At 50.1% G+C, this 13,922-nt stretch carries 13 protein-coding genes and 1 pseudogene; 8 read left to right on the top strand and 6 right to left on the bottom strand.

Features of this window, described 5'->3' with window-relative positions:
• The first annotated feature begins 352 nt into the window (after positions 1-352).
• From JRI46_05365 to JRI46_05340, 6 genes are all read left to right on the top strand, one after another.
• A complete protein-coding gene (locus tag JRI46_05365) occupies positions 353-1,273 on the top strand; it encodes a restriction endonuclease (protein ID MBW2039014.1) in 921 nt (306 codons plus the stop codon).
• Positions 1,274-1,280: 7 nt separating this feature from the next.
• Positions 1,281-2,258 carry a site-specific DNA-methyltransferase gene (locus JRI46_05360; GenBank protein MBW2039013.1) on the top strand — a complete coding sequence of 326 codons (978 nt, stop codon included), beginning with the start codon at positions 1,281-1,283 and terminating at the stop codon, positions 2,256-2,258.
• Between the two features lie 243 nt (positions 2,259-2,501).
• A complete protein-coding gene (locus tag JRI46_05355) occupies positions 2,502-2,936 on the top strand; it encodes a DNA-binding protein (protein MBW2039012.1) in 435 nt (144 codons plus the stop codon).
• Between the two features lie 21 nt (positions 2,937-2,957).
• Positions 2,958-3,413, top strand: coding sequence for an Hsp20/alpha crystallin family protein (locus JRI46_05350; GenBank protein MBW2039011.1), 456 nt, complete (start codon positions 2,958-2,960; stop codon positions 3,411-3,413).
• Positions 3,414-3,423: 10 nt separating this feature from the next.
• Complete coding sequence (gene lon / locus JRI46_05345) at positions 3,424-5,808, top strand: endopeptidase La (GenBank protein MBW2039010.1); 2,385 nt, start codon at positions 3,424-3,426, stop codon at positions 5,806-5,808.
• 4 nt (positions 5,809-5,812) lie between these two features.
• Complete coding sequence (locus JRI46_05340; GenBank protein MBW2039009.1) at positions 5,813-6,550, top strand: hypothetical protein; 738 nt, start codon at positions 5,813-5,815, stop codon at positions 6,548-6,550.
• A gap of 3 nt (positions 6,551-6,553) precedes the next feature.
• Here the strand turns inward: JRI46_05340 and JRI46_05335 are convergent, their stop codons facing one another.
• Positions 6,554-6,841: a hypothetical protein gene (locus JRI46_05335; protein MBW2039008.1), complete on the bottom strand. Its 288-nt coding sequence runs from the start codon at positions 6,839-6,841 to the stop codon at positions 6,554-6,556.
• 59 nt (positions 6,842-6,900) lie between these two features.
• Positions 6,901-8,649, bottom strand: a complete 1,749-nt coding sequence (locus tag JRI46_05330) for a PAS domain S-box protein (protein MBW2039007.1) — start codon at positions 8,647-8,649, stop codon at positions 6,901-6,903.
• Between the two features lie 784 nt (positions 8,650-9,433).
• Between JRI46_05330 and JRI46_05325 the strand changes: the two genes are divergently transcribed.
• A complete protein-coding gene (locus JRI46_05325) occupies positions 9,434-9,997 on the top strand; it encodes a septal ring lytic transglycosylase RlpA family protein (GenBank protein ID MBW2039006.1) in 564 nt (187 codons plus the stop codon).
• A 234-nt stretch (positions 9,998-10,231) separates the two neighbouring features.
• Positions 10,232-10,615: a hypothetical protein gene (locus JRI46_05320; GenBank protein ID MBW2039005.1), complete on the top strand. Its 384-nt coding sequence runs from the start codon at positions 10,232-10,234 to the stop codon at positions 10,613-10,615.
• Between the two features lie 4 nt (positions 10,616-10,619).
• Here the strand turns inward: JRI46_05320 and ndk are convergent, their stop codons facing one another.
• The 4 genes and pseudogenes from ndk to JRI46_05300 all read right to left on the bottom strand — a co-directional run bounded on the left by ndk (position 10,620) and on the right by JRI46_05300 (position 13,870).
• Positions 10,620-11,039 carry a nucleoside-diphosphate kinase gene (gene ndk / locus JRI46_05315; protein MBW2039004.1) on the bottom strand — a complete coding sequence of 140 codons (420 nt, stop codon included), beginning with the start codon at positions 11,037-11,039 and terminating at the stop codon, positions 10,620-10,622.
• Between the two features lie 18 nt (positions 11,040-11,057).
• Complete coding sequence (locus JRI46_05310) at positions 11,058-12,539, bottom strand: response regulator (GenBank protein ID MBW2039003.1); 1,482 nt, start codon at positions 12,537-12,539, stop codon at positions 11,058-11,060.
• Positions 12,540-12,584: 45 nt separating this feature from the next.
• Positions 12,585-12,968: a response regulator gene (locus JRI46_05305; GenBank protein MBW2039002.1), complete on the bottom strand. Its 384-nt coding sequence runs from the start codon at positions 12,966-12,968 to the stop codon at positions 12,585-12,587.
• A 24-nt stretch (positions 12,969-12,992) separates the two neighbouring features.
• A pseudogene (locus JRI46_05300) lies at positions 12,993-13,870 on the bottom strand (methylenetetrahydrofolate reductase).
• Between the last annotated feature and the right edge of the window lie 52 nt (positions 13,871-13,922).

Genomic DNA, 13,922 nt, shown 5'->3' with positions numbered 1-13,922 from the left:
GTGCTTAGATCACCCTGATTATGGAGAAATCCTCTGTTATAATGAACCTTGTAATGTATGTACCAAAAAATCAAAAAGTAAATTCACATGGCCCAATAATAATCCATGAACACGGTGTACTTTCTAAACTTTGATAATAGCGTTTATTCAGAAATGGATAAGGCCATATAACAACGGGATTAACTCGGACAGGAAAAGCTAGCGCTTTTTCCTGCCGGTTATCCCGAACGATAGCTCGGAAAGGAAATTAAGGATATAAATATAAATATTTAGAGTAAACTTGAGAAAACTACGCCAATGGCTTCAAGAAAGAGGTATTTACTTTCCTCGGGGAGGGAAACACCCAAGCATAATGCGTCTGTGGCTTGAAAAGGCGGGGATAGTCACCTCCCCTGATTGGCAAATAGATACTAACCGTCTCGAAGAAATTATCGGTGTATCCGGAGATACGATAGACGAACTCTCTATGCTCACTATTGAGCAAAAGGCCTTTCTGAAAACCATTGCAAATATGGGAGAAGCTGGACCTTACTGGTCAAACGAAGTAGAGAAACTGGCGAGTACAACATATGGGGTGAAATTCGATGAGAAGAATCTACCGAAAACCGTTCTTTATACTCTCGAAAAAGCAGGCTATATCTCTCTTGAAAGAGGAACTAAAAAGATTGGTCGAGGTGCCAAGCCTTTTCAAGTAATGCTTACTGATAAGATGAAATCCGAGCTAATTGCTCCCATTATTGAATGTCTCCAAAACCAAGCACATCCTGATCTTCGCCCTATGCTGAGGAAGCCTCTGACTGAAATATTGAAAGAGCTGTTGTCGGCTGATAGACATATCAAAGGATTGGCATTGGAAGCCCTTGCGTTTTACCTTATGAGATTGATTGATCTGAAATATGTGGCGACTCGTCTTCGTGGCCAAGTTACAGGTGGCGCAGAAGTTGATTTGATATTTGAAGGAGCACGCCTGATCTTTTCTCGATGGCAAATACAATGCAAGAATACTAAAGTTGTCTCTCTTGACGATGTCGCCAAAGAGGTTGGGCTCACATTTCAACTAAAGTCTAATGTCGTAATGGTTGTTTCAACTGGTAGCATTGGAGGTGAAGCAAGGAAATATGCCCAACAGGTAATGAGTACGACAAACTTAAATGTCATTCTTCTCGATTCAAATGATCTTCAAAAAATTGCAGATAACCCTACGTATATTGCTGATGCCTTAAACCGGGAAGCCAGACGTGCTATGGAAATAAAGAAGTTAGACATATTTTAGGAGAATTATGTTTTCTAATATCAAACCATTTTATGAGACCGAATATGGAGCAGCATATTTGGGGGATGCAAAAGAAATTCTTGCAGATAAATCCCTTGAGGGCACAATTGATCTTATAGTGACATCGCCCCCTTTTGCATTACGCCGTAAAAAAGAATACGGTAATGTCGAAGCAGCGAAATACGTTTCTTGGTTTCTGGAATTTGCTCGCGTTTTTCATAGGATTCTTAAACAAAAAGGCAGCTTCGTAATCCATATAGGAGGTAGTTGGAATCGTGGACATCCAACAAGGAGTCTTTATCACTACGAATTATTGATAGAACTATCTAGAATTCCTGGTTATGAGTTTTCCCTTGCACAGGAGTTCTTTTGGTATAATCCAGCAAAGCTTCCCACGCCGGCAGAATGGGTTACAGTCCGCCGGGAGCGAGTAAAGGACGCCGTGGATTGTGTATGGTGGCTTTCTAAAGACCCTCATCCAAAAGCAAGCAATTTGAATGTGTTACAACCGTACAGTGAAAGTATGGAGCAATTACTAAAAAATGGATATAAAGCCAAACTTCGTCCTAGTGGGCATCAGATATCCGCTAAATTTAATAAAAGGCACAATGGTGCAATTCCTCCTAATTTGCTTCAAATTGCAAACACAGAGAGTAATAGCCGGTACTTACGTGCATGTCGGCAAACTGGCTTAAAGCCACATCCTGCACGGTACCCAGCTGGCCTCCCAGAATTCTTCATCAAAATGCTAACCGATGAAGGTGATCTTATAGTGGACCCGTTCGCCGGATCGAACGTGACGGGAGAAGTTTGTGAACGTCTTAAACGCCGTTGGATAGCAGTCGATATCGTTGAAGAGTACTTAGAGGGATCAAAGTTTCGTTTCGATAAATTCTGCATGGGCGAATGGATTGAACGGAGTGGCCAGTCAAGCTTCTTCTTGCAAGAACAAAGTGAACAATACAAGAAGTTGAGTAATGGATAAGAGGAGAGCAATCACAAAAGTTTCTTGGCATTCACCAGTGCTTGTAACCAATTGGATCTATATGACTTCTTTTTAACTTCCTTCCCCATCCTGCTTGCCATCCTTTATTAAATCGACTATATTAAATTAAAGTAGCATTTCTCCCATTTAGTTGGTAGAATTGAGAGGGTTCAAGGGGTTTGCCTTTCACTAGAATCCTAGGCCTCTAGACTCCTAGAACCCGATGAGATAAATCCTTGTATCCTGGAGCAAGTAAGGGTGAAGATAAGAGATACCCATCTGATTAGACTACCTCATGGTGCGGACCTCCTGGAGGCACTCACCGAGCAATGCCGACAGAGGGGAATAACGATGGGATTTGTGTCGGTGATCGGGGCAGTGGAAGGGGCGACCATCGGATACTACGACCAAAAAGAGAGGGTCTATCGAAGCAGTCAAATCGCCGGGGGATTGGAGATCACCTCCTGCAACGGGAACATCTCTCTGAAGGATGGTGCCGTCATGGTCCATGCCCACATCCTCCTCTCTGATGATGAAGGAAAGACCTATGGGGGTCATCTCATGTCTCCCACCACCCTCTTCGCCGGAGAGGCCCTCATCCAAGAACTGGAAGGGGAACCCCTAGAGAGGGAGTACGATGAGGTGACCGGCCTATTTCTCTGGCAGGGAAAGGGATAAAGAAACCTTTAGGAGGATACATTGAAGATGTTCAAAGAGGCAGAAGACCTTTTTGAGGAGATGAGAAAACTACACCTCCAGGCCGAGCGGCATTTTTCCCACCTCTTCGCCCCCAGTAGGGTCCATTCCTCGTCTGAGGGGAAGTGGCAACCCCTGGCCGATGTGTATGAGACAGATGAGGCCTGGGTGATCAAGGTGGAACTCGCAGACGTGCAAAAAGAGGACTTCTCCGTCACCACAAACGAGGGGGTCTTGACAATAAGAGGGGTAAGGAGAGACAAGTTCAAGGGAAGATGGCGCACCTATCATCAGGCAGAGATAAACTATAATGAATTTGAGCGCAGCTTCCTCCTCCCGGAAGGGGTCGATGGGGAGAATATTAGGGCCATTTACAAGGATGGGCTTCTGACCATCACCATCAAGAAGCTCTCCTCCCCTGCCCTGGAGGAAAAGAAGGTAACGATCAACATAAGGTAAGGATGAAAAAATGGAAGAAGAAAAAGAGAAAGTCTTAGGGGTAAGCGACGAAGGAGAGGCCCCTAAGATCCCTCCTGAGCTACCTCTTTTGCTCATGGAGGATATGGTCATATATCCTTACACCTTGGTCCCCTTGATCATTAAAGACCCCAGTCTCATTGCCGCTGTCGACGACGCCCTCTCCCACGAACGGATCGTCGGGGCCTTTATGCTTAAGGACAAGGAAAAAGGGGGATTTTACCAGTCAGGTTCGGCCATGCTCATCCACCGGATGCTGAAATTCCCCGATGGGAGCATGCGCATGTTGGTCCAGGGGTTGGCCAAAATCGCCATCGAGAAGATGACTCAGGATGACCCTTTTCACAAGGCCCAGATCCGGGTACTGGAGGAGCGGGGGGAGAAGGACGAAAGGGTGGAGGCCCTCATGCGGACTGTCCTGGGCCAGTACCAGAAGATGATCAACCTCGTCCCTTACATCCCCGATGAGCTCCAGGCGGTGGCCATGAACATAGAAGATCCCTTGCGCCTGGTCTACTTCATCGCCACTTTGATAAAGATGAATCCCGAGGATAAGCAGGAGATCCTTGATCTGAATTCTGCTGAGGCCAAGCTGAAGAGGGTATCCTCCATCCTTCAGAGGGAGGTGGAGCTACTGGAGCTAGGGACTAAGATCCAGGATGAGGTCCAGGACAAGATGACCCAGACCCAAAGGGAGTATTTCCTCCGAGAGCAGCTCAAGGCCATCAAGAAGGAGCTGGGGGAAGAGGATGAAGTTCAGATAGAGGTCAAGGAGTTACGCGAAAAGATGGAGGTAGCGGACCTCCCCGACTACGTAATGAAGGAGGCCGAGAGGGAATTAAGCCGCCTTGAAAAGGTCCCCACAGCCTCTCCCGAATATGGGGTTATTAGAACCTATCTAGGGTGGTTGATCGAACTCCCGTGGAATCGGGAAACAAAGGACAATATGGACCTGGACAGGGCCAAGAGGATCTTGGACGAAGACCACTACGACCTGAAAGAGGTGAAGGAGAGGATCCTCGAGTACTTGGCGGTGAGGAAGCTAAGAGAAGAGATGAAGGGCCCCATCCTCTGCTTTGTCGGTCCTCCTGGGGTGGGCAAAACCTCCTTAGGTCAGTCCATTGCCAGGGCATTAGAGAGAACGTTCGTGAGGCTCTCCCTCGGAGGGATGAGGGATGAGGCGGAGATCCGGGGACATCGTCGAACCTATATCGGGGCCCTACCAGGGAGTATCATCCAGAGCATCAGGAGGGCTGACTCGAAAAATCCAGTCTTCATGCTCGATGAGATCGACAAGGTGGGGGCCGATTTTCGCGGCGATCCATCCTCTGCCCTCTTGGAGGTCCTCGACCCAGAACAAAACGTCGCTTTCAGAGATCACTATATAGACCTCCCCTTTGACCTCTCCAAGGTCTTCTTCATCACCACCGCCAATATCCTGGAGACAATCCACCCCGCCTTAAGGGACAGGATGGAGACCCTGGTATTGCCCGGTTACACTGAACATGAAAAACTCGGCATCGCTAAAAAATATCTGATCCCCAAACAGATGGGGGAACATGGCTTGGAGGCGACAGATGTGATCTTCACAGACGAGGGGATAAAAAAGATCATCTCCTCTTATACCAAAGAGGCCGGGGTTAGAAACCTTGAGAGAGAGGTAGCTAGGGTCTGTCGCAAGGTGGCCTTCAAAAAAGGCCAGGGGGAGGAGATAGGGGACACCATCACCCCTAAAAACCTTCGTGAGTACCTGGGGCCAGAGCGTTATTTCCCCGAAGTGGCCATGCGCACCTCCCGCCCTGGAGTGGCTACAGGTTTGGCCTGGACCGAGGCAGGGGGCGACATCCTCTTCGTCGAGGCCACTAAGATGCCCGGCAAGAAGGGGTTTTCCCTCACTGGGCAATTGGGGGAGGTGATGCAGGAATCGGCCAAGGCGGCCCTGAGCTATGTGCGCACCAAGGCCAAGGAGCTAGGGATCGAAAAGGACTTCTTTGAAAAATTTGACCTGCACGTACATGTGCCCGCGGGCGCCATTCCCAAAGATGGACCCTCTGCAGGGATCACCGTCGCCTGCGCCCTTGCCTCTGTACTCTCAGGTCGGCCAGTGAGAAACGACGTGGCCATGACAGGGGAGATCACCCTCAGCGGTCTGGTCCTCCCGGTGGGGGGGATTAAAGAAAAGGTATTGGCGGCCAAGGCAGCGGGGATTAAGAAAGTAATCCTCCCGGCCCGAAACCGCGGCGATGTAGAGGAGATCAGTGAGGAACTGGGGCAAGGATTGGAGTTCATCTTTTTGGAATCCGCCGACGAGGTATTCAAGGTGGCCTTGACCGACTCAGTTGGGGCCTCCCAAAGACAAGATAAGACGTTGCAATAGCACTATGTCTCTTAACGAGATAAACATCAAGAGGCATGCTCAGGATCTAGAGCGAAACCTGAGGGGGGTCTATCACTTCATCAAGGATAGGTATGAAGAGTTTAGGGAGCTCTGTAGGGTCTTTAACCCGGAGCGGGGCTACTCCTCCACGACTATCAGGGGGATCAGAGAAAGGTTTAAGGAGATCAACGCTAAATTTGCCGAGGCCAGATCCCTAGAGCAGTTGTTACGAAGCAAATACAAGGGAACTGTACAACTGGACCCGCAAAAACATAGGGAATTGGAGGAACTCTACTTTATGTACAAGAGGGAGTACCGCTACTTTGAGCAGAATCAGACCGAGTGGGAACAAATGGTATTGGGGAAAAAAGAGTTGCCCCGCCGCATCTTATCTCACCTCCAAGACATCTACCGGGAAACCCTCTCCCTTCCTTCTTTAATCCTCTGCTTTCAAGGTGGCCCCTCCCTCTTGGAGACGATAAAGAAAAGGATCAAACTGGGCAAAAGGGATATCTGTGAGGAGAGGGAGGGGGAGATCTGGTTCTTTATGGCGGGGATAAGGGCCCTGGAAGACTCCATCCTCCGGCGCAAGCTCTTCGAGACCCTCTTTGAGGGCCTGAATGGAGGGATTAAGGGGGTGGCCTTTAAAATAACAAAGGGGGAGGATGGGACAGAAGAGGCCTTCAGAGATATACACCAGGCCCTTGCTGAAGTGCAAGAGGGGGAGATCAAGATCCTGTGATCTTCACCTTGCCACTTTGACAGCTATGGGTTTTAAAACCCTTACCAGGTCTACCGAAGACATTTCGATCAAGAAACCCCTTTTCCCCGCATTTACGAATATTCTGGGGAGACTTAAAATGGACTCCTCAATATAAATCGGGAGGCGCTTCCTTATCCCGAAGGGAGAGATACCACCAACCATATAGCCCGTGTGCCTCTGCGCTACTTTTGGGTCGCAAGGGTTGACCGACTTGACCTTCATAGCCCTTGCTAGGGCCTTGGTTGACACCTGCCTATCTCCATGCATCATTACGATAAAAGGTGCCTTATATGTCTGTTTTGATGAACGAGGTGAACCCTTTTCCCCACTTACTCGAAGGTAAACCCTTTCTCCTTAAAAAGCCTCAAGCAGGCACTTACCACCTCAGGATCATAGGGGGTACCTCTGTTCTGTGAGATCTCCTCTAACGCCTTATCTATACCGAAAGCCGGCCGGTAAGGTCGGTGAGAGGCCATAGCCTCTATAATATCGGCTACACCTAATATTCTCGCTTCCAGGAGGATGTCTTCACCCGAAAGCCCCTTGGGATATCCAGAACCATCCATCCTCTCGTGGTGTTGAAGAACAATTTGGGCAACCGGCCATGGAAATTCTATCGTCTTCAATATATCATAACCGATCTGGGGGTGAGCCCTAAACAGACTTACTTCTATTTCGGTTAACTGGCCGGGTTTGCTGAGGATCTCAGCAGGTATATATATCTTGCCGATATCATGAATAACTGCTGCCGTGTGGATTCCTCTGATCTGCTCTTTTGAAAGACCCATTTCTTCGGCTATGGCGCGGGCCAGATTGGCGACCCGCTGTTGATGACCAGCAGTATAAGGATCTCTAATCTCGGTTGTCAACGCAATAGCCCGAACGATTCCGTCCAAGGCCCTTTGCAACTTCTCCGAACTTTGCCTAAGCTCTCCCTCAGCCCGCTTGCGCTCAGAGATATCTTCCCCGATGCCCAAGATCCCCCTCAACTGACCATTCTCATCGAACCTGGGAGAAGAAGTCAAATTGATCCACAACTTGCGCCCATCTTTTGTCATCTCTCTAATCTCACAACTAATCCCCTCTTTATTGTTCAATATGAAGGACCTGACACCCTCTATTTTCTCTTTCGTGTCCTCTTCATCATCAGGATATAATATATCTATCTTATGACGGCCAACTACCTCTTCGGCCTTGTACCCAAAAATGTTCTCAGCCCCCTTATTCCAGTAGAGGATATTGTGCTCCAAATCGGTGGAGATGATGGAAATAAAAGAAGAACTATCCAATATGCTCCTTAAAAATATGTTTGCCTCCCTCACCGCCCCCTCCATCCGTTTGCGCTCGGTAATATCTCGAAGCGATGCGAGATAGACAACCTCACCCTCCCATTCTGTTTCCACCACACGCATCTCCGCCGCAACTGCTCCTCCACCCCCGCGAACAATCTCTAACTCCGTCGTCTCACCTGCCACCACAGGATAACCAAACGACTCACCCAGTAGCTCCTCCGCCTTGCGACCAAACATGGCCTCTGCAGCCGGATTTACATAAAGCACAATCTCCTTTTTGTCCACTATGACGATACCATCGGCATTACTCTCCAAGATATTGAGGAAGCGGGCCTCGCTGGACTGCAACTTAATGGCTGTCTGCCGCCTCAATTCCTCCTGAATCCGGTGCCGCTCAATGGCATAATGTATGGAACGCACTAACAAGTTGCGATCCACCTGCCCCTTGACCAGATAGTCCTGAGCACCAGCCTGAACCGCCTTTACTGCAAGCGCTTCATCATCGGTTGCAGTCAGCACTATGACGGGCACCTCTGGTGCTTTATCAAACACCGTGAAGAAGGTGTCAAGGCCCTTGCTGTCCGGTAGTGAAAGATCCAAAAGGACCACATCAACGCCCCCCTTGCCAAGAAGCTCCAGTCCCCCCGAGAGCCGACTGACACATTCCAGATCGAACTGATCACCCCTTACCTTGGTCAGCACTACCCCCATCAGCTCAGCATATCCGGGGTTGTCCTCAATCAGCAAAACTTTGACGTTTCTGTCTTCTTCAGAATTGCCCTGCACGGCCTCCTCCCCTTGTGGAGCAGCATAGGACAGCAGAGCTGTTTTAAGCTCTTACCGGGTTTTCGCTTACTCCGCTGGGGTCCCATAAATTTAATAATAAACTGAAATCTGCTTAACTTAGAGCAAAATTTATGCCAGAGTAGGGTTGCTGGAACCCCCTGAAATTTCTTGCCAGGAGCAGGAAAAGGATTTTCCCCTTGCTCTATTTGGCAATTTTTGTCAGTTACTTAGGCCTTTTTTGACACCTTTGCTTAACTCCCCAAGAATCTCAAGCATCCCTGTCCCTGTACTGTTCTTTGCGGACTTCTCCTCATCTAAATTGTAACTTGCCTACTGGCCGCTAAATATTGGTATAATTTTTGCTCAAATATTTTCGGTTGATTTATAAAGAAAAAAGTGGTTTATAGAGAAGGCAGGATTTCAGATGAGACCCATGAAAAAGTCCATCGTTGCCTTAGCAGCACTCCTGGTATTGTTTTGCGTTTTTCACACCGGATGTCAGTTTGCCGCTCCCCTCGCTTTGACAGGCGGTTCAATGGGGGTCGCCTATTATTATATTAATGTTGCTGAAAAGACGTCCTGTTTCGATCTGGATAGGATGAGCAGGGCCGCCTTGCTGGCTCTGAGGAAGATGGGATTTTCGATTTGTGACCAATCCAGGGCCGAAGGGGAGAGGACGATAAAAATAAAAGCGGAAGCAGAAGATCTGGATATCATCATCAAGCTGAAGAAGATAACTCATAAGTGCACCAAGATGAAGGTGAAGGTCAGAGAGGGCATAATAATGGACAAGGCCACCGCCCTTGAGATTATCTGTCAAATTGAGGAAGCAGCCAAGAGATTGACTTATAAAGTGGGTAAATACACCTTTAAAGTCGCCATGGCGCCTCTTAGCTGGCCCCTTACCCATGAGGAAATCGAATCAATCGACGGCCTGACCCCCAAAGAAGCCATCCGCCAAGCTCGGGTCAATAACTCCCCTTATGTGGCCAATGGCAAGCATTATGTCCCCATGTCTGTGAAGGAGGCAATGAAATACCGGGAAAAAGGCATAGCCTCTTGGTATGGAGATAAAACCCTGGGGGAAGAAGACGGTTACATGACAGCAAACGGCGAAGTTTTTGATCCCAACGGGCTCAGCGCTGCTCACAAATATTTACCTTTGCCAACCTACGTGCGAGTAATAAACCTAGAAAACCACAGATCCATTATCGTTCGAGTCAATAACCGCGGGCCTTTTGTGAGTGAGCGCATCATCGACCTGAGTGCCGGTGCAGCCCGAAAGCTCGGCTTCTACAAGAAAGGAACGGCGCGAGTTCTTGTCGAGACCGTCAAAGTCGAAGACTAAGACAGCTCCTCAAAGAGATAGACAAAACCCACCCTTTCCTCCTAGAAGAAGATCCCTCGATGTTTTCTACCATGGCGAGGATATCTCAAATATCAAATACCTTTAGATTCTTGTCGTTTAATCGCCCCGTGCGGCCCAAGCAAGTGACATTGACCTAACAGGGATGGAATGCTATTGTAGGAGACTGGCGGCAGTAGTGGGGAAAAAGACGATCGCATCTTAAGGGGATCATCTATGTTTAATCTCATGGGCTTTGAGGAGACGATGAAGAGGTACGAGGCAGGGGAGAATGCCTTCGACCTCGCCATAGAAAAGTGGGTGCGGATAAGAGAAGCGATCAAGTCTGCATACAGCTTGCAACACTTCGTCCTGATAGTGCGAGGGGCATCGGTAAAGATCGCCCTCTGCGTTGAGTTTAACGACAACTGCCACCTATGCCCCCTGGAAAAGATCTGCAGCCGTGAAAAGGAAGGCCTCTTTAACAAGGTCATACGTCTTATGCAGGCCTACTGCATAGCAGGAGATCTCCTTCCCAAATCGACATTGATCGGTCTGACGGATCAATTGATAGCGAAATTGGAACAAATTAAAGAAGAGTTTATGAAATTAAGGCACTAACTCCTCATCCGACGATCTCCAAGGAGCTGAAAAAGTAGGAGATCTCGAAGGCCGCCGTTTTCGTTGCATCGGAGCCATGGACGATGTTCTGCTCGATGTTATCAGCATACATCCGACGAATGGTCCCTTCATCGGCCTGCTGGGGATCGGTGGCCCCCATGATCTGTCGGTTCCGCTCGATGGCCCCCTCTCCCTCCAGGACCAGCACAACGATGGGGCCGGAGGACATGAATGCCGTGAGGCTCTCGAAGAAGGGCTTGCCCCGGTGGACCGCATAGAAACCCTTTGCCTCCTCTTTGTCCAAGCTGACCATCTTCATGGCCCTGATCGTGAGTCCCTCTTGTTCAAACCTCCGGATCACCTCGCCGATGAGCCCCTTGCGCACTCCATCGGGTTTTATGATGGAAAGGGTCCTCTCATTCACCTTCTCTCCTCCTGGCTGTTATCCCGTCTGCCTGGGCAAAAGGACTGTGAAGACAGTCCCTTTGCCCTCCTCGCTCTCCACCGAGATGGAACCAAGATGGGCCTCGACAATGCTCTTGACGATAGACAGACCTAACCCTGTCCCCACAATCCCCCTAGTCTCCTCAGATTTGACCCGGTAGAACTTGTCGAATATCCTGGGCAGGTCCTCTTTGGGAATACCAATGCCGGTATCAGCCACCACTGTCTTGATATAGTCCCCTTCGGGGGCCACCTCTACCCTCACTTCACCACCATCAGGTGTATACTTTATGGCATTGCTCACCAAGTTGGTGAACACCCCCTCCAAGTTATCCCGATCCCCTAAGACGGGAGGGAGGGAGGGATGAACCTTTTGATGGAGGGCGACCCCCTTGGTCTGGGCCTCTGCCTCCATCAGCTCCACGACCTTGCTCACCACCTCTTCTACCTGCAGCGGTCCCTTCTGCTGGAGGGCCATACCGGCGTCTATCTTGGATATCTCCAAGAGGTCGCCGATGAGGTCAAGGAGGCCCCTGGAGCGTTCTTTGGCCCTCGACAGCAGGTGTTGCTGTTTCTCGGTCACCTCTCCGGCCAGGCCATTCAAGATCAGGTTTATATTCTGTCCAATAGCCGAGACGGGAGAGCGGAGTTCATGGGAGACCATGGCGATGAAATCCCCCTTCATGCGGTCGAGTTCCAACACATAGGTCATATCTTCCAAGACCGTGACCGTCCCCAACACCTCTCCCTCTTCACTCTTGACCGCCGCTGTGTGTGCCCTGATGAGGGAATCTCTAATCTGGAGTTCCTGGGAAATGGTGGTCACCTCCGGGTTCTTTGGTTCCAGGACCCCCTGCACGGCCTCAATGAGCTTTTCATTGCCAACTTCCTCGCGCAGGGGTCTCTCAAGGCATGCATTGGTCTCGATCCCCAGCATCCTGCTTGCTGCCGGGTTAGAGAGCACGACCCTCCCCTCTCTATCGGTCACCAGGACCCCATCCGCCATGCAGTTGATGATGGTCCTTACCTTGCCTTTCTCTGTGACCACATCCCTGAGGCTGCGGGCTGCCTCTGCCTTCAGTCTCTCGGCCTCCAGCTCCAGCCTCCTCTTCTCCAAGGCCCTATTGACCACCAAACGGAGTTGATCCGGGGTGAAGGGTTTAGGAACAAAGTCGTAGGCCCCCTTCTTCATGGCCTCCACGGCGGAATCCACCGTGGCGTAGCCGGTGATGACCACAATGAGGAGGGTAGGGTTGATCTCTCTGGCCGCCTCCAGTACCTCCATCCCGCCCATCCCCGGCATCTTCAGGTCTAAGAGGATCAATGCAAACCTCTGGGGATCCTCCTCGATGGCTGCAAGCCCCTCCTCCCCATCGGCCGCTGTGAGAACTTCGCACCCCTCTTTGGTGAGGATGCGCTGACAACCATCGCGCATGACGGACTCGTCGTCGATCACCAGGATCTTGACCTCTTCATTCACAGCACGCCCTCCGCCCTCCGGTAGGCATTGTCTCCTGCACACACATTATTTGGAGATAAGGACCTCAATCCTCCTGACCAGCTCTTCGGGCTCCACCGGTTTGTCAACATAGTCATCCGCCTCCGTCTCCATCCCCATTTGTTGCGTATACCTGGTAGTGGATATCTTGGAGACCACGGCGGTGAGCAACAGGATGGGGATGGAACTATACTTAGGATCGCCTTTCAGTTCCTTGCAGACCTCATATCCATCTTTGTCCGGCATCATCACATCCAAGACGATGAGATCGGGGTTCTCGGTCTTGGTCTTCTCTAGTCCTTCCACCCCTCCGTAGGCTGCAACTGCCTCATAGCCCTTGCTCTCCAGGATAGTGGAAACGGCCTCCACCAGATCGGGATCATCATCAACTATCAAGATCTTTTTCGCCATTGCTTCTCCTCCTTCGCTTTTTTTTTATACCTTCGGCCTTGGAAGCAGGCCAGCTCCCTCCGCTATCTCCTTGACCTTCTCCTCCCACTCAATGGCCATTATATGGACACCTCGCACCCCTTCCATCTCCTTTAATCTTTGAATGGTCTCGATACAGATTTCTATACCTTCATCGCCTCGCTTCTCCTTAGGGACCCCCTTGAGCCTTTCAATAATCTCATCAGGTACATCCATCCCCGGAACCATATTCTTCATATACTTTCCCATACCAACGGACTTGAGGGGGGTAACGCCGGCCAAAATAGCGACCTTCTCGTGGAGCCCCATATCGACCACCTGACGCATCCACTCTTCGAAGCGACTCAGGTTATAGATGCACTGGGTCTGGATGAACTCAGCCCCTGCCGCAACCTTTTTGGCCAGCCTGAGGGCCCTGATCTCAAATGGGTCGGCGAAGGGGTTGGCCGCCGCCCCAATAAAGAGCTGGGGGGCCTTGGTCAATTCTTCGCCGCTGAGAAACCGTTCCTCATCCCTCATCCGCTTTACCGTCATAATGAGCTGTATGGAATCTATGTCATAGACGTTCTTGGACTGGGGGTGATCGCCAAAGCGCTGGTGGTCTCCGGAGAGACAGAGGATGTTGTTTATTCCCAGGGTCTGGTGACCATCTGGAGGGTGGGGTCAAAACCCATCTCTTTGAGGATCAGGCAAGAGGAGAGGCTCGACATCCTGACCACAGAGGTCTGACAGTCCGTCACGTTCACTGCATCCACCACCCCTTTTAGCAGTTCACCCTTCTTGCGGATTAGGTCTGGATCTGCCCCTCGCGGGGGGCCACATTCCGAGGTGACAGCAAACGCGCCTTTCTCCAGGATCTTTTCCAGATTGCTGGCTGTCTTCATTGTCTCATATCCTCTCTGACGATCCTCCGGAGGCCCCCATCCCTGCTGGTTG

This window comes from Deltaproteobacteria bacterium (assembly GCA_019308925.1).
Lineage (GTDB): Bacteria > Desulfobacterota > B13-G15 > B13-G15 > RBG-16-54-18 > JAFDHG01.
The sequence above is the reverse complement of the archived record's forward strand: the minus strand, read 5'-3'. Positions and strand labels throughout refer to the sequence as shown.

Bases quoted from the DNA above. Each gene is read 5' to 3' on its own strand.
- JRI46_05360 (MBW2039013.1), top strand. From the start codon at position 1,281: ATGTTTTCTAATATCAAACCATTTTATGAGACCGAATATGGAGCAGCA.
- JRI46_05305 (MBW2039002.1), bottom strand. From the start codon at position 12,968: ATGGCGAAAAAGATCTTGATAGTTGATGATGATCCCGATCTGGTGGAG.
- JRI46_05340 (MBW2039009.1), top strand. From the start codon at position 5,813: ATGTCTCTTAACGAGATAAACATCAAGAGGCATGCTCAGGATCTAGAG.
- JRI46_05320 (MBW2039005.1), top strand. From the start codon at position 10,232: ATGTTTAATCTCATGGGCTTTGAGGAGACGATGAAGAGGTACGAGGCA.
- lon (MBW2039010.1), top strand. From the start codon at position 3,424: ATGGAAGAAGAAAAAGAGAAAGTCTTAGGGGTAAGCGACGAAGGAGAG.
- JRI46_05365 (MBW2039014.1), top strand. From the start codon at position 353: ATGCGTCTGTGGCTTGAAAAGGCGGGGATAGTCACCTCCCCTGATTGG.
- JRI46_05335 (MBW2039008.1), bottom strand. From the start codon at position 6,841: ATGATGCATGGAGATAGGCAGGTGTCAACCAAGGCCCTAGCAAGGGCT.
- JRI46_05325 (MBW2039006.1), top strand. From the start codon at position 9,434: ATGGACAAGGCCACCGCCCTTGAGATTATCTGTCAAATTGAGGAAGCA.